At 48.6% G+C, this 23,454-nt stretch carries 24 protein-coding genes; 13 read left to right on the top strand and 11 right to left on the bottom strand.

What is annotated here, in order from left to right; genetic code table 11:
• Positions 1 to 932 precede the first annotated feature (932 nt).
• Positions 933 to 2,153, bottom strand: a complete 1,221-nt coding sequence (locus tag AC2YIT_RS31560; RefSeq protein WP_487281844.1) for a DUF1501 domain-containing protein — start codon at positions 2,151 to 2,153, stop codon at positions 933 to 935.
• Between the two features lie 73 nt (positions 2,154 to 2,226).
• Complete coding sequence (locus AC2YIT_RS31555) at positions 2,227 to 3,666, bottom strand: DUF1800 domain-containing protein (protein ID WP_487281843.1); 1,440 nt, start codon at positions 3,664 to 3,666, stop codon at positions 2,227 to 2,229.
• Positions 3,667 to 3,980: 314 nt separating this feature from the next.
• Between AC2YIT_RS31555 and AC2YIT_RS31550 the strand changes: the two genes are divergently transcribed.
• The 11 genes from AC2YIT_RS31550 to AC2YIT_RS31500 all read left to right on the top strand — a co-directional run bounded on the left by AC2YIT_RS31550 (position 3,981) and on the right by AC2YIT_RS31500 (position 15,513).
• Entirely contained in the window at positions 3,981 to 4,988 is a 1,008-nt protein-coding gene (locus AC2YIT_RS31550) for a sensor histidine kinase (protein WP_487281842.1), read from the top strand.
• A complete protein-coding gene (locus tag AC2YIT_RS31545; RefSeq protein WP_487281841.1) occupies positions 4,985 to 5,773 on the top strand; it encodes a LytR/AlgR family response regulator transcription factor in 789 nt (262 codons plus the stop codon). The genes AC2YIT_RS31550 and AC2YIT_RS31545 overlap by 4 nt, the downstream gene beginning before the upstream one ends.
• Before the next feature lie 140 nt (positions 5,774 to 5,913).
• Positions 5,914 to 6,411 carry a DUF6515 family protein gene (locus AC2YIT_RS31540; RefSeq protein ID WP_487281840.1) on the top strand — a complete coding sequence of 166 codons (498 nt, stop codon included), beginning with the start codon at positions 5,914 to 5,916 and terminating at the stop codon, positions 6,409 to 6,411.
• A gap of 53 nt (positions 6,412 to 6,464) precedes the next feature.
• On the top strand, positions 6,465 to 8,789 hold the full coding sequence (locus tag AC2YIT_RS31535; RefSeq protein WP_487281839.1) for a TonB-dependent receptor: 2,325 nt from the start codon (positions 6,465 to 6,467) through the stop codon (positions 8,787 to 8,789).
• 8 nt (positions 8,790 to 8,797) lie between these two features.
• The gene (locus AC2YIT_RS31530) at positions 8,798 to 9,604 is read left to right on the top strand and encodes a DUF4249 domain-containing protein (RefSeq protein WP_430843756.1); all 807 of its coding nucleotides are present in this window, start codon (positions 8,798 to 8,800) and stop codon (positions 9,602 to 9,604) included.
• A gap of 16 nt (positions 9,605 to 9,620) precedes the next feature.
• The gene (locus AC2YIT_RS31525; protein WP_430843757.1) at positions 9,621 to 10,436 is read left to right on the top strand and encodes a hypothetical protein; all 816 of its coding nucleotides are present in this window, start codon (positions 9,621 to 9,623) and stop codon (positions 10,434 to 10,436) included.
• A gap of 136 nt (positions 10,437 to 10,572) precedes the next feature.
• A complete protein-coding gene (locus tag AC2YIT_RS31520) occupies positions 10,573 to 10,950 on the top strand; it encodes a DUF2147 domain-containing protein (RefSeq protein WP_430843758.1) in 378 nt (125 codons plus the stop codon).
• 93 nt (positions 10,951 to 11,043) lie between these two features.
• Positions 11,044 to 12,348 carry a TolC family protein gene (locus AC2YIT_RS31515; protein WP_430843759.1) on the top strand — a complete coding sequence of 435 codons (1,305 nt, stop codon included), beginning with the start codon at positions 11,044 to 11,046 and terminating at the stop codon, positions 12,346 to 12,348.
• 11 nt (positions 12,349 to 12,359) lie between these two features.
• The gene (locus tag AC2YIT_RS31510) at positions 12,360 to 13,490 is read left to right on the top strand and encodes an efflux RND transporter periplasmic adaptor subunit (protein ID WP_430843760.1); all 1,131 of its coding nucleotides are present in this window, start codon (positions 12,360 to 12,362) and stop codon (positions 13,488 to 13,490) included.
• A 92-nt stretch (positions 13,491 to 13,582) separates the two neighbouring features.
• Positions 13,583 to 14,824: an ABC transporter permease gene (locus tag AC2YIT_RS31505; protein WP_430843761.1), complete on the top strand. Its 1,242-nt coding sequence runs from the start codon at positions 13,583 to 13,585 to the stop codon at positions 14,822 to 14,824.
• Positions 14,825 to 14,838: 14 nt separating this feature from the next.
• Complete coding sequence (locus AC2YIT_RS31500) at positions 14,839 to 15,513, top strand: ABC transporter ATP-binding protein (RefSeq protein WP_430843762.1); 675 nt, start codon at positions 14,839 to 14,841, stop codon at positions 15,511 to 15,513.
• Between the two features lie 5 nt (positions 15,514 to 15,518).
• On the opposite strand, the gene AC2YIT_RS31495 is transcribed toward AC2YIT_RS31500, so the two are convergent.
• The 4 genes from AC2YIT_RS31495 to AC2YIT_RS31480 form a co-directional block, all read right to left on the bottom strand.
• On the bottom strand, positions 15,519 to 16,916 hold the full coding sequence (locus AC2YIT_RS31495) for an OprD family outer membrane porin (protein ID WP_487281838.1): 1,398 nt from the start codon (positions 16,914 to 16,916) through the stop codon (positions 15,519 to 15,521).
• Positions 16,917 to 16,955: 39 nt separating this feature from the next.
• The gene (locus AC2YIT_RS31490; RefSeq protein ID WP_487281837.1) at positions 16,956 to 18,023 is read right to left on the bottom strand and encodes a c-type cytochrome; all 1,068 of its coding nucleotides are present in this window, start codon (positions 18,021 to 18,023) and stop codon (positions 16,956 to 16,958) included.
• Positions 18,024 to 18,213: 190 nt separating this feature from the next.
• Entirely contained in the window at positions 18,214 to 19,023 is an 810-nt protein-coding gene (locus AC2YIT_RS31485; protein WP_487281836.1) for a sulfite exporter TauE/SafE family protein, read from the bottom strand.
• A gap of 225 nt (positions 19,024 to 19,248) precedes the next feature.
• Positions 19,249 to 19,437, bottom strand: a complete 189-nt coding sequence (locus tag AC2YIT_RS31480) for an AraC family ligand binding domain-containing protein (RefSeq protein ID WP_487281835.1) — start codon at positions 19,435 to 19,437, stop codon at positions 19,249 to 19,251.
• A gap of 219 nt (positions 19,438 to 19,656) precedes the next feature.
• Here AC2YIT_RS31480 and AC2YIT_RS31475 point away from each other — a divergent pair, with 219 nt between their 5' ends.
• Entirely contained in the window at positions 19,657 to 20,112 is a 456-nt protein-coding gene (locus AC2YIT_RS31475; protein ID WP_487281834.1) for a DsrE family protein, read from the top strand.
• A 107-nt stretch (positions 20,113 to 20,219) separates the two neighbouring features.
• On the top strand, positions 20,220 to 20,477 hold the full coding sequence (locus AC2YIT_RS31470) for a hypothetical protein (protein WP_487281833.1): 258 nt from the start codon (positions 20,220 to 20,222) through the stop codon (positions 20,475 to 20,477).
• An 11-nt stretch (positions 20,478 to 20,488) separates the two neighbouring features.
• Here the strand turns inward: AC2YIT_RS31470 and AC2YIT_RS31465 are convergent, their stop codons facing one another.
• The 5 genes from AC2YIT_RS31465 to AC2YIT_RS31445 form a co-directional block, all read right to left on the bottom strand.
• On the bottom strand, positions 20,489 to 20,929 hold the full coding sequence (locus AC2YIT_RS31465; protein WP_487281832.1) for a hypothetical protein: 441 nt from the start codon (positions 20,927 to 20,929) through the stop codon (positions 20,489 to 20,491).
• A gap of 530 nt (positions 20,930 to 21,459) precedes the next feature.
• Complete coding sequence (locus AC2YIT_RS31460; protein WP_291042257.1) at positions 21,460 to 21,645, bottom strand: DUF6132 family protein; 186 nt, start codon at positions 21,643 to 21,645, stop codon at positions 21,460 to 21,462.
• 99 nt (positions 21,646 to 21,744) lie between these two features.
• Positions 21,745 to 22,191: a DUF6691 family protein gene (locus AC2YIT_RS31455; RefSeq protein ID WP_430843811.1), complete on the bottom strand. Its 447-nt coding sequence runs from the start codon at positions 22,189 to 22,191 to the stop codon at positions 21,745 to 21,747.
• A 63-nt stretch (positions 22,192 to 22,254) separates the two neighbouring features.
• On the bottom strand, positions 22,255 to 22,815 hold the full coding sequence (locus tag AC2YIT_RS31450) for a class I SAM-dependent methyltransferase (RefSeq protein ID WP_430843769.1): 561 nt from the start codon (positions 22,813 to 22,815) through the stop codon (positions 22,255 to 22,257).
• Between the two features lie 64 nt (positions 22,816 to 22,879).
• Positions 22,880 to 23,443, bottom strand: a complete 564-nt coding sequence (locus AC2YIT_RS31445) for a YeeE/YedE family protein (RefSeq protein WP_291042251.1) — start codon at positions 23,441 to 23,443, stop codon at positions 22,880 to 22,882.
• Positions 23,444 to 23,454: the final 11 nt, after the last annotated feature.

The following is a 23,454-nucleotide window of genomic DNA, read 5'->3' as shown; positions in this document are numbered from 1 at the left end:
AAAGCCGATCTCATATAAGGTATTGATAATAAATCAGATGGGCGGTTTTCTTTACGTTCGGGATGTCCGAAATCGAACGACTAGTCGCGCGACCGGACGAATCGCAGTACGCAACAGCAGACGCAAGAGTTGGCAGGGTAAATTCTCAAATCTTCTTCCAAACCGCTGGAAATTGAACCAATATCCTGGTCTACACCTCGAAGAAACCAAGGGGGGACAACCGGCTGCTTACATTGCTCTTGGCCGATTGCCCGCGCTTGTCATAGCCTAAATGCCGTTCAGCTCACCTTCGACATCTTCTCGATGTCCCGCTTCTGTAACTACTCAAAGGAAACGAATGAGCGCTTCGCTGCTCTTAAACTGTTGGCATGGTCCATTTTTTAGGTGCTTGTTTGAATGCTAAATGGAACGGACTTTAATGAAAGCACGAATGAGACATATTCTCTTTTGATGGCAATAAAAAGACTCCATACCGCCGCTCAATTCCCACCCTGGCATCCTCAGAAAAGAACGAGACCCGTTTCACGTATAACCGCAACGAACTCCAATATGAGAAATGATTTGAGTCCATCACGAATTATGAGACGGCTTGAACCGGAGTCTTCAGCGTTAAAACTCGCCGCCAACCTTGGCAAATCTTCCAGCAAATGGTTAGATTTTTAGGTCAGCACCTTCAATTTCAGCTTTTTAGGATCTCGATTCTCTTTCGGCCGCTTTCAAGCAGTCGCTCAGTTGGTTTTTATCATCTAGGCTTCAATCAGCTTGTCCCTTGGATTTAATGTAGGATAATAATTAAGCAAAGAACTAGTGCTATGGTTAACCAGATCAGCGCGTAACAAGTGCATTCAGTTTCTTCTCGACTGCTACGCCTGTTGGAATTGGCCGAAGGGTGCTCGAAGAGCACTGTTAAACTGCCAAGGAACACTTGCTAATTACAGCAGGCTGAGTTTGGGAAACTTCTTTCCAAGAATAGCCACATCGTCTGTTGCAAGCCAATCTTCCAGCAGCGTCGCATAAATGCTCCGGAAATCAATGGTAAATTTTAAATCGCCCATATCCAGATTCTGCAGATCAGGTGCCTGATCGTAGACACGGTCGCTTCGGGTCCCGCTGAGGCCTCCTCCGACCAGAATAACATTGTTGGCCGTGCCATGGTCGGTCCCATTGCTCGCATTCTGCTTTACCCTGCGCCCGAATTCAGAGAAAGTCATGACTAACACGTCGTTTTGGCGGTTTGCCGACTTCATGTCATCCATGAATGCTTTGACTGCCTCGGCATATTGCCGTAAAAGTCTTTCCTGCTGACCCATTTGATTTATGTGTGTATCGAAGCCGGAAATGGAAACATAATACACCCTTGTCCGTGTGTCTGACTGGATCAGCTCGGAAACAGTTTTCAACCGCCTGCCCAACTCGTGCGTGGGATAAACGCCTATGGTACGATGCACCGATTTAGCCGATTTATCGTAGACATAGGCTGCGGAGGACACCGTCTCGGCCAGTGTTTTATAAAGGTAACCAGCGTTACTGTGCGTTTCGGGGTAGCTGTGGTCTGCCAACGCTTTGATCATCCCGTCGCGGGTTTGGTTGTAAAGCTTTTGGGGGTTGAGCAAGGCAAGTCCATTGACCCTATTTCCTTTCATGCTCAAACTAAGTGTATCGTCTACTTCTATCGCCCGGTGCTGCGCACAGCCTCCGGGCCCCGAGCATGTGGCATCCAGGTAACGCCCTAGCCAGCCTGTATTCAGATATTGGTCGGAACCGCTTGCCGTTTGCCAGATATCCATGGACCGGAAATGGGACCTGTCCGGGTTGGGATATCCCACATTGCTGATCACCTTTACCAGCCCATCGTCATATAACGCTTTCAGCGGTTCCAGCGCGGGATTGAACCCGATTTCGTCGTTCAATGCCAATACTTTTTCACGGGCGATGGCCAGAGTGGGTCTTTCGCGGTAATAAATGTCGTTTCGAAAGGGTACAACCGTATTGAGCCCGTCGTTGCCTCCCGATAGCTGCACCACCACCAATATTTTGCTGCCCGTAGGGTCTACGTTCATTTGGCCCAGTTCATAAGCCTTAAGAAATGACGGGATCATCATAGTCCCGGCGGTGGTTAAGGCCGATTGCTTCAAAAATTCCCGTCGTTTCATAATCATCAGTTTTTTGAATGGTAGCTATATGCAGAACGCTTTATAGTATACGCAATTCTTTTTATTAGTGATTCTAACAAAGTTGGTATTCAGGCAGAGCCATGAGTGCCGCAGTCAAGTTTCTGATTCGTTCATCTCGCGCACTGTCAGCGGATGTTTGAAGAATCACCGCACGCTGCGTTTTTCCGAGCGGCTGCTGAATCAGATAAGCCGCTAAAGCATCGGCCAACTCGTCGGGACCAACCTCCGAAAAAGACTTTTCAAATGCATCCCAGTCGATCTTCACCTGCATCAAATCACCTCCGCGCCTGGCGAGCAGCTGGGTATTCACGTCACCGTCCTGCTTGGGCTGCATGGTCACCGGGCGCGACCTCAGCAGCAGATCGGGCAATTTCATCCGGAATAAAAGGCTGGAAGAATCGATCCAGTTTCTTCCTCCGGGCCAACCGGCCACATTAGGCGGATAAAGCAAAACTTGCCCTAAGGTGCGTTGGATGAATATCAACGATTGCTTTTGCTGGAAAACAAGTCCCAGCGAATGCTGCATACCTGCAATCAATTCGACGGGTGATTTAATGCGGTTACCCCTCACGGAAGTTTCATAAAACCAGTCAGCCGTCAGAATGTCTTCCAGAAGCCCGGCGATGTCATAATCGCTTTTATAAAACTTTTCAGCAAGGCCTTTGATACGGGTCTGGGATTCCGGGCTGTCTGCCTGTTCGCCGACCAGAAATTGATATATTTTGCCTGTAACGAAACGGGCCGTCTGCTTTTTTTCGAGCAGCAGTCTGATCACATCTTCGCCCTTGAATTGACCGGTTTGACCAAAAATAGTTTTCAGCCCATCGTCATGCTGATTTTGCCGAAAGGTAAATTCTCCCCTCAGATTATACCCCCAACCGGTAAACGCCCGGGCGGCGTCCTTGATATCCGCTTCTGTATAACTCCCGGAGGCCCTCCCTAATGCGAACAACTCCATCGCCTCCCGGGCAAAGTTCTCATTGGGCGCGCCCTTCCGGTTTTGCTGATTGTTGAGGAATTGAAGCATTGCCGGCTCTTTTGAAACTGCCATTAACAGATCTGCAAAATTGCCCAGGGCATGTGTACGGATCGTATTCAGGTAACGCTGAACAGCGGCCGGATTGAGCACCCGGCAAGCGAAATGCCCATGCCAGAACAAAGCCATTTTTTCACGAAGAATATCCGTGCCGGAAGCCATTTGCTCGATCCAAAGCACATTTAGGTCGCGTATCAATCCCGCATTTTCCTTGATCCGCATTTTGATCGCGTCACGATCAGGCTTATCATTCGTAGCCAGTTTTTTAAGCGTTTTATTGTTTTCAAATTGGTCAACATCCACGACTACGAGCGGCTGAAAGTCAGATTGCGTTAACATTTCTTTCACCAAGGTTTTGACGGGCCGGACCTCTTTCAGTAGCTGCTCAGGGGTAGCCCCGAACCCCGCACGCCAGTACAGGTGCTGTAATCGCTGCGATTTGCTGATATTTTCCATGGGAATGATTTACATGGGGGTTAAACAATTTACGTGGAGGTGCTTATGCGGAATGTATGCAAGCCACCAGGCCAGAATCCGGTTCTATGACTTCGAAGGCGACACAAGGTTTAATTTGTTACCCTCGTCTTTAAATTTTACTGCACAATATGCCGGGTGATCTTCCTCTCCCAAGGCCAGTCAGGTTGCTTTTTAGGCGCGGTCTATTAGGCCGGTTAAGAACCACAGTGGCCGTTTAAAGTTCAATTTTGTCCCCTTCATATTTATCGGCGCCCAGTGGGTGTCTAATTTTCAATTCCTTTGATTTATTTTAGATGATGAAAAAATTCAATCTTTGGCCAGGGCTTATCATTTCGGTATTCATCGCTTTGATCGTTTTGATATCGAGCGCGATACGATTAGACCAAGTGGAGAAGAGCGACATCGTACTAAGGAATGCTGGCATTACATTTCTTATCGCTATTTCCTGCTGGATCACAAACCAGTACATACTGAGTGCCACCTGGATCAGCGGAAAGGCGCTGAAAACGGGCTTCGCCCTAATAGCCTGCGCGTCGGTCGCCATTGTTATTCTTTATCCTTTGCGGGAAATGCATACGGAAAACTTCCCGATGATGAGCCTTAACGGCCTTCCTCAGGACCGGAAACTGATGATGATGGCATTCAGGGGACTCATGGTAGGCGGACTTGAATATTTTGTTTCCTTCTATCTCCAACTGATCACAGACAGTCAGAATTCCAGAATCGAGAACCAACGGCTCAAACAGGAAAATCTGGAAGCCCGGCTCAGTCTGCTCAAACAACAGGTAAACCCTCATTTTCTTTTCAATTCGCTGAGTACACTCAGGACGATTGCCGCAGATGCTCCGACCAAACAATACGTAATGCAACTCGCCAATGTATACCGTTATCTGCTTGGCAACGAGCAGGAACACCTGACTTCACTGGAAAGGGAACTGGAATTTGCCCGGTCTTACATTTACATTTTGCAGGAACGCTTTGAACGCGCCCTTTGTGTAGCTATCGAAATCCCGGAAACCAGCCTCAGCCATAGAATACCGCCCTATTGCTTACAGATCCTGGTAGAAAATGCGGTAAAGCATAACATCGTATCTGTGGAAGCGCCCCTCAGTATCCGTATTTATATTGAATCGGAAATGCTTTGCGTAGAAAACAACGTTCTACCCAGAATGTCTGTGGAAGAAAGTACGGGAAAAGGGCTGAACAACATTAAAGAACGTTACCAGCTGCTTTCCAACCAGGAGATTGAAATCATTAGTACGAGCGCCTGTTTTGTCGTCAAGTTGCCCCTGCTGAAATGAAAGTATTGATTATTGAAGATGAAATCAAAACCGGAAGGGAGCTCAAAGCTCAGCTGGAAATGCTTGATGACAGCATTGAAGTAGTAGCTATCCTACCTTCTATAAAGAGTGCCTTGAATTGGTTTTCGGAAAACAGCGCACCTGACCTGATATTTTCCGATATCCAACTGGCGGATGGCCTGAGTTTCGAGATCTTTAAACAGATCAAACCCGGCGCACCGGTAATCTTTTGTACGGCTTACGATACCTATGCGGTCCGTGCTTTCGAAACGAACAGCGTCGATTATCTGCTCAAACCCATTGACGAAAGAAAACTGGAAGCCAGTCTGAGGAAATATCAACACATGAGGGCTGTATTTGGTGGCCAGCCGGACGATGCCGGATATGAGCAGACGCTGACAAAGAAAATGGAATTGATGCTTCAAAAGCTAGGTCCAGGTTCTTACAAATCGACCCTTCTGATTCATTACCAGGATAAGATCATCCCGCTGAAAGTTGCCGAGGTTGCCTACTTCCACTTCGAAAACAGCCTGGTAAGCGCCCATTCATTTTCAGGTCAGAAATATGTACTGAGCCACACTCTGGACGAGCTGGAAACCCTGATCGATGGTTCCCTGTTTTTCCGCGCCAACAGGCAGTTTATCATTAACCGCAACAGCATTCTCAGCGCGGAACATTACTTTACAAGACGCCTTGTTGTAAGGCTAGTCGTTCCGACTTCCGAGCCGGTGATTGTGTCCAAAGTCAAGTCTTCAGAATTTTTGCGCTGGCTAGAAGTCCATTGATCCTGGCCCGTTCAGCTGCATTTTTGTCCGTTTCATTTCGATTGTCCGGAAGTAACCTTGCGACGGTTTTAATTTTGAAAAGAAATCAACGCTTTATTAGCCCCTTGGTCTTAGTCATTTCAAAATTAAAATAACATTCCATGAAAACGCTCAACAGGCTATTGGTCATGACCATGATGGCCCTTTCATTGCATGCAAATGCCCAATCCTCAGTTACCGTAATCCGGCGGCCGCCACGTGAATCGAAGATCGTCGTGCACGCCGGTGTTCGGTATCACTACTACGGCGGCGTTTATTACAAACCGTATGGTCGCGGGTATGTAGTGGTCAGGCCACCTGTGGGCCTTCGTGTAGCCGTCCTGCCCGTTGGTTACGCCAGCGTTACAATCGGCAGAATGCCCTATTTCTATGCCGGTGGCGTATATTATGTACAGTATTCCCCGGGCCGATATGAGGTAGTAGAACCTCCTGAGGAATTGGCGGTAAACAGCACGTCCCAACTATCCGCCCTGCCCGAAGGCGCCCAAAGTGTTTACATCGCAGGCCGGAAATATTACAAAATCAACGACACCTACTATGAAAAATCCGTTTCCGAAAATGGCAGCGAAAGCTACGTGGTGGTGGGCAAGGCGGAGTAATTGTCACAATGTTATCTAACGGGCATTTCTCGCACTAAACATCATTTCAATTTATGATCCGATTGATCAAGCTGACGCTCTGCCTGCTCCTGCTGGCGGCAGGCGGTTCGTTGGCACAACAAAAACAAGCTACCCTTGCCGGCACAGTGAAGGATGCGGCTAGCGGCGAAACGCTGATCGGCGCTACGGTGAGGGTAAAGCAATTACCTGCTACCGGTACTGTAACCAACGAATACGGTTTTTACTCGCTGAGTCTTCCGCCCGGCAGCTACACTTTGATTTACTCGCTGGTTGGTTTCAGCGAAAAGGCGTTTGAAATATCGCTGGATAAAGACGAGAAACTGGACATTGCTTTATCGGACCAGGCCACCACCCTGAATGAGGTGGTCATTACGGCCGACAAAAATGACAAGGTGTCCAGCACGCAGATGGGTGCAGAAAAATTGAATATCAAGGAGATAAGTACTGTTCCCGTCCTATTTGGAGAACGGGACCCGCTGAAAGTTTTGCAATTGTTACCTGGGATCAAGTCGTCGGGGGATGGCGGGAGCGGTTTTTATGTACGCGGCGGAGCCACCGATCAAAATTTGATCCTGCTTGATGAAGCACCAGTTTACAATGCGTCTCACCTGCTTGGTTTTTTCTCCACGTTTAACGCCGATGCCATCAAAGACATGGCTGTTTACAAAGGGGGTATGCCCGCCCAGTACGGCGGCAGGCTATCCTCGGTGCTGGATATCAAAATGAACGAAGGGAACAACCAGGATTATGATGTGAGTGGCGGGATCGGGCTTATTTCGGCTAAGCTGAATGTGGAGGGACCCATTCAAAAAGACAAATCCTCGTTTCTGCTTTCCGCCAGGAGAACCTATGCAGATGCATTTCTAAAGGCTTCGAGCGAGTACAGGGATTATCGTCTCTATTTCTATGACCTGAATGCCAAACTTAATTTCAGTCTTGGCGAAAAAGACCGCCTATACGTTTCGGGCTACTTCGGAAAGGACGATATGGGCATGGGAGAAACCTTCGGGTTGCATTGGGGAAATGCAACGGCTACTGTGCGCTGGAACCACATCTTCGACAGTAAACTGTTTTCGAATACTTCCTTGATTTTCAGTAGCTACGATTACAATGTCTCCATTCAGAATGGTGGAAACCAGTTCGATATCTTTTCGCAAATCCGCGATTACAACCTCAAACAGGAATTCCAGTGGTTTCCCAACAACAAAAATACGGTCCGGTTCGGGGTGAATGCAATTCGCCATACCATCACGCCGGGTGAGGTCACGCCCACCGGTTCATCGAGTATTAATGCTTCGGAACTACAAAAGCGGTTTTCCTGGGAGAATACTGCGTTTGCGTCGAACAACTGGCAGGTCTCTTCCAGACTGAACCTAACCTATGGGCTCAGGCTCACGGCATTCAGCGCCGTTGGCGAGGGTGATTATTATACCGTGACCCCGGCTGGGGCGGTAATCGACACCCTTCACTACGACAAGGGCCAGATCGCCAAAACATACCTGAACCTGGAACCGAGGCTGTCTGCCAGTTATCAACTAAACGAGCTCGCTTCGGTGAAGGCGTCTTACGTGCGGAACGTGCAGAACCTGCACCTGATATCTAATTCCACCGCTTCCAACCCGACAGATAAGTGGATCGCGAGCAACAACAACATCAAACCGGAAATATCCGACCAGGTCTCACTAGGTTATTACAAAAACCTTGCCGAGAACCGGTACGAGCTTAGTACGGAGATTTATTATAAAACCATGGAAAATCAGATCGACTACCGCAACGGGGCCAATATATTCAGCAATTTCGATGCGATTGAAACCCAGCTGCTGTTCGGCAAGGGGCGCGCTTACGGGTCCGAATGGCAGCTCAAAAAGAAATCGGGCAAACTGACCGGCTGGATCAGCTACACATTGTCCAAAACGGAACGAAAAATAGATGGTATCAACGACAACCTTTGGTACAACGCCCGTCAGGACCGTACGCATGATGTTGCCCTGGTAGGTATTTACCAGCTGAACAACAAATGGACGCTATCTGCTAACTGGGTCTACTACACCGGGAACGCCATCACTTTTCCGGCCGGCAAATACAAGGTGGATGGGCAGACAGCCTACTATTATACCGAACGAAACGGTTACCGGATGCCAGATTATCACCGGCTTGATCTGGGTGCAACGATGAAACTACGCGACCGCAAACAGCTGAAACAGGAACTGGCATTCGGCCTCTATAATGCTTATGGAAGGGAAAACACGTACACGATCGAATTCCGCGACAGCGAGTCGGTCCCTGGCAGAACGGAGGCAGTCCAAACGGCACTTTTTAAATTCATACCATCGATCAGCTACAATTTCAAATTTTAACCGAAGAAATGTCAACCAGAAAATATACAGCCGCGTTACTGCTGCTCACATGCTGTCTTTTTTCCTGTGAAAAGGTGATCGATGTTGAACTGAACCCGGCGGATCAGCAGTATGTGATTGAAGGACAGATCACCAATCAAAAGAAAGGTGCACTGGTAGTGATTTCCCAAACGACGGATTTTGAAAACCCTGGTATCTACCCAGGCGTTTCCGGCGCGATCGTCACTATTTCAGACTCACAGGGAAACGTCTATCCATTAAAAGAAACGCAGCAGGGATTTTATCAGGACTCCCTTTTGCTGGGAAAGCCCGGAATGACCTATCGCCTGCATGTGACCCTAAACGGAAGCGAATATACGGCAACTTCGGTCATGCCTGATGGGGTAAAAATGGATTCATTATTTGTTAAACCGGACGGCTCCAACCTTTCAAACAGGGTGCGCTATCTTGCTAATGTCATTTACACGGACCCAGCGAGCAAAATCAACTTTTACCGTTTTGTTCAATTTAAAAACGGGGTTAAGGAAAAAACGATTTTTATCCGTAATGACGAGCGGACGGATGGTAATCAGGTGACCGCGCCCCTCCGTTACCCGGCAGACGATGATAATGACATACTGCCTGGCGACAAGATCAACGTGGAAATGCAGTGTATCAATCAGGCGGGGTATCAGTACTGGTACAGTCTCGACCGCGGTGCGCTGGGCGACGGGAGCGCAGCGTCCCCGGCCAATCCGGTCAGCAATATGCAAGGCGGCGCTTTGGGATATTTTAGCGCGCACACCAGTGAGACACGGGAAGTAACGGCACCTTAAACAAATGTTTTCCCGCATGAAAAACAAAGCGCTGATCTATGCTGCCTGGTCTTACTTGCGCTTAGGTTACCTGCTTTATTTCGTCAATTCGGTTGCAATGGCCCAAACCGGCGACAAGAAGATCCATGGAAAAGATGCTGCGATCCTGACCGTCTCCTTAAAAAGTCAGTTTCCGATTCAGCAAGCCATTGGCCTTGAAGTGATGATGAAACCGAAACTTTCTGGCTACCTGGGCTTTGGGCAATTTTCCCGGTTTTACACGACTGTTGCATTAAATGCGCTACCGAATAGAAAAGTGGAACAGCAGATGCGGCGACAGTTCATCAAGGACAATCTCAGAGATGGCACAGTCTTTGAAACCGGCCTTACTTATCATTTTCCCAGGCGAGGGAGGTTTTATGCGGGATTGAATTTTCAGAACCGGAAGTTTACGCTGCCGTCTACAACACAGCAGTTAGTTGAAAACTATGACTTCCTCGATGATCAGGGCCGAAAAGACAAAATACTGGACCTGGTAGATAAAAATGCCCGGCTTAGTGAATTTTATGAAACCACCCGGATCATTTCCAAAGTCACGTTGCAAGGATTGGGTATTACACTTGGTAGACGCTTTGGTTTCAGCAAAATACCACGTTTTGGATTTCATACCGAGTTGTCGGCCCAATGGAATATAGGTAGTCGTACGGCGATCGAATCCAGCTCGCCCATTGGCAACGTGCTAATTAAACAGTTCGCAGAACCGATATTGCAGGAAAGAACCAAGGAAAGTTTTAGCTCTTTCTTTTTGCCATCGCTGACCCTGAGGGTGAGTTATGCCCTGGTCACAAGGTAGACTAGTGGCACCTCCCCATACCATCCCGGTAGCCATTTGGTCCCTTTTAACCGGCAATGTGTCCGCTTCACTTCATTTTGGTAAAAGGGGGATCAGGCTAGATGTTTATTTTAAAAATCAAACAAACAAAACAGCAATGAGTTTATTCCGCAAATCGACACACTTAATAGCGGGCGTTCTTATTTTTTGGCGTAGTGTCGGCTACGGCCAGGCCGAGATTACCGGAAAATGGCTCAGCCAGGACGGCGACCGCAAAATGGAAATCTATGAAATTAATGGAAGTTATTCGGGAAAGATTATCTGGCTGAAAAGCAACACCGGCAAGGTGAGGGTGGGAGATATCGTAATGAAAAACATCATTTACAAAAACGACCATTGGGAAGGAAGCGCGTATATACCTGCACGTGACCGGTACCTCCCGGTCAGCATTTCCATGCCTGGCGACGACGAACTCGAAATGACCGGAAAAGTCGGTATGATAAGCCGCACGAAGCGATGGAAAAGATGTAAGTGATCTTGAATTGAGCGGTTTTCAGATCCAGGTCTACTGGTATATTTCGTTGCCACAAAGGCTAAGCGGTTGTTGAAGATGATAAACTTAAAATTAATGCTCCTGTTATTCCTTCTTTGTTCCGCCGGTTTTCCTGGTAGGGCACAGGTCAGGTTTAGCTCGCTCGAAGACGTCTTCCGCTTTGCGGATCAGAACGCGGTGAGCATACAAAGCGCAAGGAACCAGGAACTGATTGCAGCCTCAAGAAACAGGGGGGCGAAAGGGGCTTTGCTTCCCGTTGTGAATGCTTCGGCCGGGTTTAATGATAACCTTACACTTCAGCCCACGCTCGTTCCGGCCAGCCTGTTCAATCCCGTGGCTCCCGAAGGGACCTTTAATGAGTATACTTTCGGCAGGCGGTACCTGTACAGCACGGGCGTGCAAGCAAGCTGGGATGTGCTCAATTTCCAAAAATGGTTCGATTTGAAAACCACGATGGCGACGCAAAAGCTTAGCGAGGCCAATACTCGCAATGCCAGGTTTCAGCTATATGATCAGCTTGCGCAGACCTATTACTCCATCTTGCTTACCGAAAGGTATATCGGGATAGCGAGGGGCAATGTCGCGGCCTCGGACAGCATTTACCGCATTGCTAGGGACAAATACGAAGCCAACATATTTACGGTGGAAAACCTTAATCGCAGTGAAATCCAGCACATTCAAGCCGTCCAGCAGGCAGGAGACCTTTCGGCGTCGTTGGCGCAGCTGTACAATCAGTTTCAATCCCAATTGAATACCTCCGAGCAGATTATACTCTCCGGCGGTCTGTCTGCGCCGCAGCCCATCGGCAAAGAAGAAGAAGAAAGGGCCAACCTTATTCATCCGCTTGTGCAGGTCCACAAGGCGCAGCTGCAACTGAATGAGCGGCAGCTCGCACAAAGCAGGTCGATGCCATATCCCTCCCTTTCTGTGGGTTACCAATACAACCGCAGCTGGGCCACCGATAAAATGTTTAATTTGTCTTCGGCCAATAGCTTACCCCAGCAATTCTGGGGTGTCAAGCTCACTATACCCGTTTTCAACGGCCTGTCTGCCAGGGAAATAATCACCCAGGCGCAAATACAGCTCCATCAGCAGCAACAGGTATTAGACAATCAGGCCCGCGTGGCCCAAAAGGAAGATGAGAACTTGCAAATCCAGTACAGGCAGAGCATGGAAGACTTAAAACGGCAGGAGGTGATCATGGGGCTACAAAGCAGCAGCGACAGCCACACCAACGACCGTTATGAGAGCGGGATCATCGGTCTGGATGAAAGGCTTGGGAAATTCCAGGACCTGTTGGCCGTGCAAAACCAGTACATGCAAAGCCTTAGCAACTACTACATCAGTTATTACAAGCGCTATCTGCGGATACACCTATAACATCGGAATCAATGAAGTCGAATAGCAGGGCAGTGATCATACCAATACTTCTGATGGGCCTCTGGGCATGCAGCAACCAGCAGGAAACCCGCCCGGTCAGGAAAAGTCTGCAGCAGGCTGTTTTTGCCAGCGGACATCTGGAACAGGAAAATGAATACGTGATCGCCGCTACGGCGGAAGGTACGATCACAGAGCTCTATATGCGTGAGGGAGACCCAATTGGCGTCGGGCAGATCCTGGTTCGTATCAAAAGCGATGTTCCCAGCACGCAGCTGCGGGAAGCACGGATTGTGTACAACGATGCCCTGAAAAATGCCGCCCCTGGTGCGCCACAGCTCTCACAGTTGGAAGCCCAAATCGCTGTCGCGCGGGCACAACTCGATCAGGACCGGATCAACTATGAGCGTTATACAGCGTTACGATGTAAGAATTCAGCGTCACAGCTGGAATTGGAAAAAGCCCAACTGACCTACAAAACTTCACACTGTAACCTGGTGGCGTTGGAAGAAAATTACAGCCAGGTACAGGATGCACTGCGCCTGAACGCCGCCCGAAGTCTTCAACAGGTAAAAACCCAGCAGGCCATATTGAGCGAGTACAAAACCACTACCGATCGTCCTGGCATTGTGTTAGACCTGCTCAAAAAGAAGGGTGAGCTGGTGCGAAAGGGCGAGCTCATTGCGAAGATTGGCAGCGGTCGGCACGTTATAAAGCTTTTTATCGCCGAAGATGATATCACCCGGCTCAGGCTGGGCCAACGCGCTATCATACAGATGAACAATTATCCCGATACGACTTTCACGGCAACCATCACGCGCATATTGCCTGCATTCGACCAGACGGAACAATCGTATTCGGTGGAAGCACAATTTGTCACTTCGCCGCCGCTACTATTATCGGGTACCCAGTTGCAGGCCAATATCGCGCAGGATGAGATCAGGTCTGTGTTGGTGATCCCGTCCGCGGCTTTGGTCAGAGGGCAGTTTGTACAAATGCGGGACGGAAAGGAAAGGGCGATCAGAACAGGGCAGAAAGTTGGCAGCTGGGTGGAAGTGAAAGCCGGCCTGACCGAAAAAGACATCATCCTTTTACCTGAGGACGATAAAGACGCGAAACAAGGCGTTGAACTACCCGGTACCTGACACAACCGAACACCGGATACGCTGATGTTTTCATGGCGCTTGTTCGCAGCATGAACCGGCACACGCTCAACCGCAAGATATAAAACAACAAAATGGCAAACGTAAATACGAAAATATCCTGGGTCCATCTGACTTCCAAAATAAGGCAGCTGATCGTAGCGGTGCTGAGTGTAACCTTCGGCATATCGATGTACATTTTCATGAACAGCTTTATGAATGGCGTGAACGGCGCGCAGACAGAGATCACCTTTACCACCATGGCTCACATCAGGGTGTATAATGAACAGGGCGGAGAGCCAACGATACTTATTCCCCAGGACAGCGGTGGAGATACCCTGCGCAGTGTAAGGAATGCCAGGCACATTAGTTATACCGAGGGCATAAGGAATGCTCAGGAGGTCGTACGGGCATTGCAAAACAACAAAGAGGTAGTGAACATTACCGAGCAGGTCAACCAGAACGTGTTTTTTAGGAACGGGGTGACCAAAGTGAGCGGTACCTTATCGGGCATCGATGTAGCCAACGAGATCAGGGTGTTCAATACGGCACAATATATGACGGAGGGCGATGTAAACGAGCTGGAAAGACGCTCTGATGCGATTGTATTGGGTACAGGGCTGGCTAACAAGCTTAATGCGTCGGTAGGGGACAATGTATCGCTAACCACGTCGGACGGGGTCGGTAAAATCCTTAGGGTGACGGGCCTGATGCAGACAGGAACCGGTAGCGTAGACAAGTCCCGCGCGTTGATCTCGATCAACACGGCCAGGCAGTTGCTTTCTAAAAATAAAAGCTATGCAACCGAAGTGCTTGCCAATATCGACGATTACAACAAGGCAAGAGCAGTAGCGGGTGACGTCCGCCCCAATATCCGGTACAAAACGGAGGCCTGGCAGGAAGGCAACGGGCAGCTGGAGTCGGCTAACACGCTGCGCGATATCATTGCGATTGCGGTGTCACTTACCATACTGATCGTGGCCGGGTTCGGTATCTACAACATTATGAACATGACCGTCAACGAGAAAATGCGGGAAATAGCGATCCTGAAAGCAATGGGTTTCGAGGGCAGGGACATTGTACAAATTTTCCTGGTGCAATCTGTCATCATTGGTCTGATCGGCGGCTTTGTCGGACTGTTGCTCGGGTTTATCATTGCTTCCATTGTTGACCGGATTCCTTTCAAAATCGCATCTTTTGATACGCTCCCGATCTCTTACCTGCCAGCCGACTATATTCTGGCAATGGTCTTTGGATTGATCATCACATTCGTGGCAGGATACCTGCCAGCCCGCAAAGCTTCCAAAGTCGATCCGGTGGAAATACTGAGAGGTTAATCAATCATAAACAAATGAACGCAGCATTGTCGGTAAAAGGCCTGAACAAATATTTCCATGAGCCGGATACCTTCCAGGTACTCAGGGACGTGGGCTTTGAAGTGAAAAAAGGAGAGTTTGTGGCCATTGTCGGCAAATCAGGTTCCGGTAAATCGACCCTGCTTTACCTTCTCTCGACGATGGATACCGATTACCAGGGAAGGATCATCATCGATGGCACCACCGTTACCGGGCTTAGCCAAAACGAATTGTCGCGGTTCCGCAATGCACACATCGGGTTCGTGTTTCAGTTTCATTACCTGCTGCCTGAATTTTCGGTGTTGGACAATGTGATGCTGCCTGCACTCAAACTAGGGAAAAAGCCCAAGGAGTCGATAGAAGCAAATGCCATGGAGCTACTGACGATGTTGGATATTCGAGGGCACGAAATGAAGAAGGCATCGAAAATATCGGGCGGACAGCAGCAACGGGTGGCGATTGCCAGGGCGATGATCAACGAGCCGGCAATCATCATGGGGGATGAGCCTACCGGGAATCTCGATTCGAAGAATACCAAAGTGGTGTTTGACATCTTTCGTCAATTGGCTCAGGAAAGAGGACAAACCATTATAGCCGTCACCCACGACGATGAATTTGCCGCGAATTGTGACCGGATCATCGAGATGGTGGATGGGAAAATTATGTCTTGACCATGTCAAAAACGGTAATTGAGTATAAGATTGGCATGAACCATGTTGACTTTGTTGAAGATGTGCCGGCTGTCATCATAGACGCTGCCTATCTTGTCTTTGCGGACCACCAGCAGAAAAGCGCTGAGTCCTTTTAGATATTGGTCAAATTGGTAGGTAAGACCCAAATTGATTTGTGAATAGCCGGGCATCCCATATTTGTTTTGCCGGAAATTCTTGACATCAGGCAAATGGAAGTATCCTCCACTTAATGTTAGTTCGATGTCCTTTTGCGGTTTAAAGCGGGTATTCACGGTAGCGGCCGTTAAGTTACCGAACCCATCGTTACGCTCACGGGGCATAAAGGTGTAAAATGGTTCTTTACCCCATTCTCTTGGCATCAGGTACCGCTGCTGAGACCAGATGTGCGTTGCATTCAGATACCAGTCAAATCTTTCAGATTCTTTCCCTATGCGTCCTGAGGTTACTACCGCGCTGCCGGGCTGCGCATAGGCTAACATGGCGTTAGGGTTTCCCCCGGTCCCTGTGACGTTCTGGATCGTAAGCTGGGCTCCTGTCATCCAGTTGGTTCCACCTTTGGCCAGCGACCTCCACTCTGCTTTTACAAAAAAAGTATTCAGAACATTGTCCACGTAAGTGTCCCAAAGCTGTATCTCCCATTTCGACTTTTTGTAAGTAGCGCCAAAAATTGCAATGAAATCCGACTCCGTTTGTCCCTTGTATTGAGAAGGTCGCCCATCGATGCCAACTCCAACAGGGTACATGCCCATACTTTCGCCGATTTCCAACCAGCGCATTGTTGAGCGGGGCGAAATTCGCCATAGGTACTGGCTGCGTAATTTCAAATGTGGCCATTCATTAACGTCCAGCACTGCACCCTCAGTTAAGGTCGGGCTCATACGTCCATCCTGTGGGTTGATAAAGGGGGATTCAGGAACCTGGCGGCCGAGGGTCAGTATCGACTTTTTACCAAAATGAGCTTTGAGGTAAAATTCCTCCAGGCGACCAAGATCCCGGCGATAATTCGGGCGTTCGATGTCAAAAAGACCGATTTCATAGCGGTTTACCATAGAGGTGGCCGGATCAGGACGAGCAAGATCGGATGAGGCCAGGTTAAATATGAAAAAGCCGCTGATTCCCAGCTGAAATCGCTTGGCTAGCTTTGGCGTTTGATAACCAATTCCACCACCCACCGCCCACGCATAGTAATCGGTAAGTCGATTTTGGTTTAAGGTTGCCGACCAGTAAGATCTTGCATGACCGTAAAACTTCCCCGTTTTCAGAAAATGGCGAAGTGTATTCGTATCCCTGATTGCCTCCTGCGACCTTGGAACTTCCTGTGCGAGAAGCGGGAAACTTGTCTGTATCCACCAGAGGACGAAAAGAAAAAAGCGCTTTTTCATAAATTTAGGTTTTACCTGCTCCGGGCGCTTCCCCGAAAGCTATCTGGCATCTAGATTCTTGTGCTGCTTTTGCCAGTCTTTTATGGGATTGAATGGGCCATACTTATGCTGCTTTTCGGAAAATGGATCCGCATATGGGCCAAATGGGTGGTCGAAGGGCTTATCTGCCGGATTGGGCCAGTCTTTACTTAGATCCTTCCGGGGGCGGGGCATGGAATTTATAAAAGCGGCCACATCCCAGGCCTGCCCATCAGTGAGCTGCGGCGCATCGTAGGAGGCCCCGAGCGGCATGTTCGCCTTCACATAGCCTGCCAAATTGGATATTCTGTAAAGCCCCGCACCGGTATTGTAGCTGTGCTTGCCCCAAAGAGGCGGAAATAAATAATGCATTTCATCGGAGGCGAGCATACCTTCTCCGGCAGGCTGATGACAGCTCTGACATTTTTGCTCATATACCGCTTTGCCTGCGACCGGGTCGGCGGCGCGGTCAAGAGCATGTAATTTATAGATCCCCGAGCCCTCAGGCACCTGTTTCGGCGGAACACCTGTCCCCAGCCACTTCATGTAGGCCAGTAAGGCCCGCATTTCATTGCTTTGTTCATCCAGGCTCTGTCCGTTCAGGCTTCGCTCAAAACAGTCGTTGACCCGTTTGGCCTGGGCTTCGATTTTCCCAGACCGTGCCCTGAATTTGGGATAAGTGGCCTCTACGGCAAAATAATTATTTCCCCAGGGTTTGGTGCCGGCATCCAGATGGCAGTTTTCACAATTCATTCCATTGGACAAGTGTTTTACACTGCCTTTGGGGCCGAGATAATCCGATGTGTGTACAATCAGCTCTTTCCCGTACCTGACCATTTGCTGCTCCGATGGCGTGAGCTTTGAAAGATCGCTTTCAGACGGACCCTTCCACGGCATAAGGCGGGCTATTTCGTCCGTCTTGGTTTTGGTAAGTTTCTCACCGGCGGCTTGATCCGGATCGGGCTCGGGCTTGCCGAACAGTACAATAAGCAAAAACACGGAAAACAACCCGAAAACAACTGCTAAAAGACCCGTAAGCAGCTTCAGTGAGCGGATTAATTTAACAACGGAATCATCGGGAGACATCATTGGAGATAGGCTGTTTCTGAATTTGATAATCCTGATTATTTTGTTGCTTTGAGCTTCAATGAGCAATTAAGTAAAGCTTGTGCCGAATATAACGCTTTGGTGTATACGTGTATCAACTTGCTTTGGCCTTTTCATGGCTTCCTATTTGCTGCATCGGAAAGTGCTGCGCTTGCGACATTGCTTGTACCGACTACGATTTGAAAAGAATTTCCTTTGAAATGATGTAGATACCCATCACGAGCACAAACCAGCCGAAAGATTTTTTGAGTTTTTCACCTGAAATAAACTTGGCAAGAAAGGATCCAAGAAAGATACCTGCTATGGAAAGCGATGTAAATTCCAAAAGGAAAGTCCAGTCAATGGTTGTATTTGAAATATCGCCCGCAAAACCAATCAGCGATTTGGCTGCAATGACCAGTAGCGAGGTTCCAACGGCCATCTTCATAGGTAATTTTGCCAATAAGACCAGCGCCGGGATGATCAGAAACCCGCCTCCCGCGCCAACAATGCCGGTGAGTATCCCCACAACACCTCCTTCGAGTCCGATCAGCGGGTAGTTGAATTGCAGCTCACCGCGGGCGCCTTCGGGCTCTGTCTTGTCTTCCTTGACCATCGAATAAGACGCGGCCAGCATCACCAGGGCAAAAAAGAGCATGATCCCCGTATTTTTAGTTACCTCAAAGCCGCCCAGCGTAAAGAGCGAATCCGGTATCATCGGAACCAGGTATTTCCGCGTGAGAAATACGGCGACAAATGATGGAACGGCAAAAACAAAGGCGGCTTTGTAGTTGACAAGCCCTTTGCGCATAAAATTGAATGCCCCTGCCAGTGAAGTCGTGCCCACAACAAAAAGGGAATATGCCGTTGAAAGTACCGGATTGATCCCCATTATGTAAACGAGCACCGGCAAAGTAAGTATGCTGCCTCCCCCTCCGATCAGCCCGAGGCTTATCCCGATTAATATGGAAGCTGAAAATCCCAAAACTTCTGAGGTTTGCATTTCTGAGTAGTTGTTGAATTAAATCCTCTGCAAAAGTACCTGCCGCAAAAGCCCTGGTCAGTGATAAATGTTACATACGATCATTTGCATCGTTGTTTTCTAGGTTTGTTTTTCCTCAAATCGCTATACTGCGTTTAGTGTGATTATTTTGTTTAGTATAACCCTTTGATGAGTAGGTATTTGCTGTCCAGTACTGTGGTTTACTTTCTGAGATTCTCACTTTTGCTAAGCATCAAAACGGTCGTCCAGAGCCTTGAGTTGAATGATCAAAAAGCCATTGGTGGAGTTGCCGGGAGCAAGAAAATAGATGGAACCTTGTTCTACATCGTACTGCTCAAAATGAATGACATGTCGCCCCGCACCGGACGAAATATATAACAGCTGATAAAACGAATGCCGGTGAGGGAAAATCATATCCAGATGCCCAGAAAATATTGAAGGTCATAAACGGTGATGTCCTTGACTGTGTCCTGCTGGCCATTTAGGTTGCAAATATTATAAGTGGGGATATGATTTGTCTTTCTTATCATCGTTGGCAAAATTAACCATGTTATCCCCGCTGTTATGTAACAATTGTCACAAAGCGTGATACAGCTTTTGGATAAGTTGGCGGCTTTAAACCAATCAGACAAAATGAAAGTATTCAGACTCGCATGCCTGGCCACGATGATGGCGTTCTCGTGTAAAACTATTGCACAGAAGGCCGATCCTTTGACATTCAACGGCGCCCAGGCGACAAAAAAGATGTACAGAGCGATTTATCAGCTTAATTCCGAGGAGGAGAAGAAAATAAAGGCGACGCTGAAAAACATCCAGAACGCGCTGGATGATCCGCGTCTGACAGGGAAGTTACAGATAGAGTTGATCGTGCATGGAGGCGGGGTGGCGCTTTACATGAACAACGGTCCTTATGAAGCTGAACTTAGGGCATTACTGGATAAGGGGGTAATACTGGTCCAATGCGAAAATACCTTACGGGAAAGAAAGATTGGCAAAGACCAGCTGTGGCCGTTTGTTTCATTTGCGCCCAGCGCCAACGGTGAGCTGATCATACGCCAGGCCGAGGGCTGGGCTTACATACATCCCTGATTTTTTTTCGAAAATGTGTAAAGCAATCATCAAGCCGACATGGGACGATAGCAAAGTCCATCAAAGGATAATCCGGCAGGTCAGCAACCTGCTGGATTATTTTAACGGTGACATCTCAAGAAGGGATCGCTGCCAGGCTCGTTGCCATATTTGAATTCGGCCAGCAGCATTTTGCCATAGCCCGTTACCAGGGGGCACGACGAATAGCCATGGTACATTTGCGGCTGGGACTTTTCTCCCAGCTCCGACAAAATATGGGACACTACCACCGGAGCTTGTTTTCTGATAGCCGCCCCCGTTTTAGCCGTCGGCAGGGCGGCAACATCACCCAGACCGTATACATTTGGGAAGCGGTTGTGCTGTAAGGAGTGAATATTTACATCCAGCCAACCCTGATTGGCCCCATTCTGGACAGCGAGTACCGATTCCCTGATAAATCCGGGGCTGATTGCGGCGGCGCCAGGTGCAGCATATCATAAGGCACGGTAACCAGCTTATCCAGACCCATCTTTTCGTTGATGGCCGGGATGCCTTTCCATTCCTCAGGGCCGGTGTATCTGAACCGGACTTCCTTTTTCAGGGGATGGATGCTGGCAGGAGCATAGAAGAACCTGGTAATGATATCTTTTCTTTTGATCACCTTGGTCAGTGTGTCGGCAAACTCCTTCGTTCCGAATATGACGGTCCCGGGAGTGGCGAAAATAACGTTAGTGTTGCCTCTTACGCCGCTTTTCCGAAAATGATCGTCGGCGAGGTACATGATTTTCTGCGGCGCCACCACATTTAATAGGGGTGGAAGGCAAGGTAAATAATGCATTTCCCCCTTTGAATTTCTGTAAAACGTCCCAGGTTTTCTGAGGATCGATGTAGTTGCTGCAAATCGAATCCGTCAGTAAAGCCTGTTTTAGCTGGGGAAGGGCATCGGAGTTTATCTGGAGCCCTGGCGAGACAATAAGGTAATCATAGGGTATAAAGCCCGATTGCTTGGTTTGTACCTCATTATGGTATGGGAATATCCCCGTAACCCGGTTCTGAATCCAGTCTGCGACATCGGGAATCAAAGATGCTTCATTTCTTCTCGTATAGCTTCCCGCCCCGACCAATGTCCAGGCAGGTTGGTGCCAGTGAGACGCGGACGGTTCTATGATGGCCACTTCTAGCGAACGCCTGCTGGCTTTTAACTGTGCGGCGGTCATAATGCCTGCCGTGCCGCCGATTATTAATATTTGACAATGGCTTTTCATTTCAGATTCAACTGGTGTTTGAACCAGGCGTTGGGCCTGGTCCCGTATACGTATTCTTCACGGGACTACCTTTCATTCCAGAAACCTTCCATGACGCTACGGACTATTTTCTGGCTATTGAACCGATCAACAATCCGCCCATCACAGCGCCATACACGGTTGAGCTGGCAGGGTTTGAAGTAATGGGGCATGTACCCGAGGAGCAGCCAATGAAGTGGTAGTATAAATACCCCAGGACTGCCCCGATCGCTACGCCCGCAAAAGAATATAAGATTGAGGCTTTTTTCATCACTGAATGAAGTTTTCGTCACAAGATTACCAAATGGATTGAAAATGTCGGGGCAGACGGGTTTATTTAATTTGATATCCCATCCCCTCAGTGTTAATGTCAGTGGGGCAACTGCTCCCGGAAACGCCCGTATACCCATGTCCCGGCGATGGCGCTCAGTAGGGTCACGATTCCCACCGTGGCTCCTACACCAATTTGGGCGAATAATGGTCCCGGACAAGCGCCGGTTAGTCCCCAGCCCAGTCCAAATGTCAGCCCGCCATAAATTTGCCCTCTGTTGAATTTTTTATCAGAGAAAGTAATTTCTTCTCCATGTATGGTCTTGATTTTAAAGGTCTTGATGAGCCAAACAGAGAGCGCTCCTATCAGCACTGCGCTGCCGATGATCCCGTACATGTGGAAAGACTGAATGCGGAACATCTCCTGGATCCTGAACCAGCTGATTACTTCGGCTTTGACAAACACAATGCCGAACAACACACCTACAATCAGATATTTGAAGTTGTAATACCATTGGTGACTTTGCTTGCTTTCATTGATGCACATCGCATCAGTTGCGCGGACCAGGTGTTCCTTCTCTTTGGTTATTTCAGATGTCGAATTGCTCATTTATTGCGGCTTTTTTTTGAGATTTGAAAATATAAAGCTCTGACTGGTACCGAATGGAGTTATGTGATCTACGTGAGCGCTTGTGGTCAACCGGAAACTTTGGCCGAAAACTTGCTGAATCGAGCTCCGATCGTATTGTTTAACGGGCAATCCACTGCATTTTACCGGACCATCCATCGAGAAAGTACCCAGTATCAGGTCTCCTTCCATGACGGATTTTTCAACGATTCCGACATACTTTTCGATGTCGTGCTTATCGGTTAAAAAATGAAACGTAGCTCTGTCATGCCAAACCCGATAGGCACGCGATGGAATAAAATCCAGAACGTTGATGACAATCCAGGTTACCCGGTCTGATGACGGGCCTAGTCGGGCCTTTGCACGATCGATCGCCGTTTGTGAGATATCCAGAACGGTAATATCTGTAAAGCCCTCTTGTAACAAGTAGTCAACCAGCCTGCTTTCTCCGCCACCAACGTCAATGATGGGATCGTTTTTATCGAGTTGCAAGGCGTCTATCAAGGTCAGGGAAGTGTCTGGCCTAGGCTGCGTCCAGCTCATTTGGTCGGATTGTTTGGTTCTATATACATCCTCCCAATGTGTTCTTAATGTGTCATCTATCATATTACAAATTGAGAATGATTGGCAATATCCAGTTAGCCATCACAAATCCTCCAATCATAAAACAGATTGTAGCTACCAGAGATGGCCATTGTAATGTGGACAGCCCCATAATGGCATGCCCGCTCGTACATCCTCCGGCGTAGCGAGCCCCAAATCCTACCAGAAAGCCTCCGCCAACCATCATGATCACGCCAGAAACCGTGAATAGTTTTTCCCAGCTCACAATGTCAAGGGGTACCATTGCCGAAAAGTCCGTTATGCCGTAAGCTGCCAGCTCTTTTGCCAGGGTTTCATTTACCTTGATTGGCGCGGGATTGGCCAGAAAGTGGGAGGCAACCATTCCTCCCAAAAATATTCCCAGCACGAATACCAAGTTCCAGGTTTCTTTTTTCCATTCATATTGAAAAAAGGGAATTTTGGCCGGCATGCACGCGGCGCAGGCATGCCTCAATGAAGACGATATCCCAAATGACTTGTTGCCGAGAATGAGCAGGGCGGGCACAGTCAGGCCGATAAGTGGCCCTGCTACATACCAGGGCCACGGTTGCTTGATTATATCCAGCATGTCAATGTTTC

It is taken from the genome of Dyadobacter sp. SRI_021, assembly GCF_057586235.1.
This window is presented reverse-complemented; position numbering and strand designations above follow the sequence as displayed.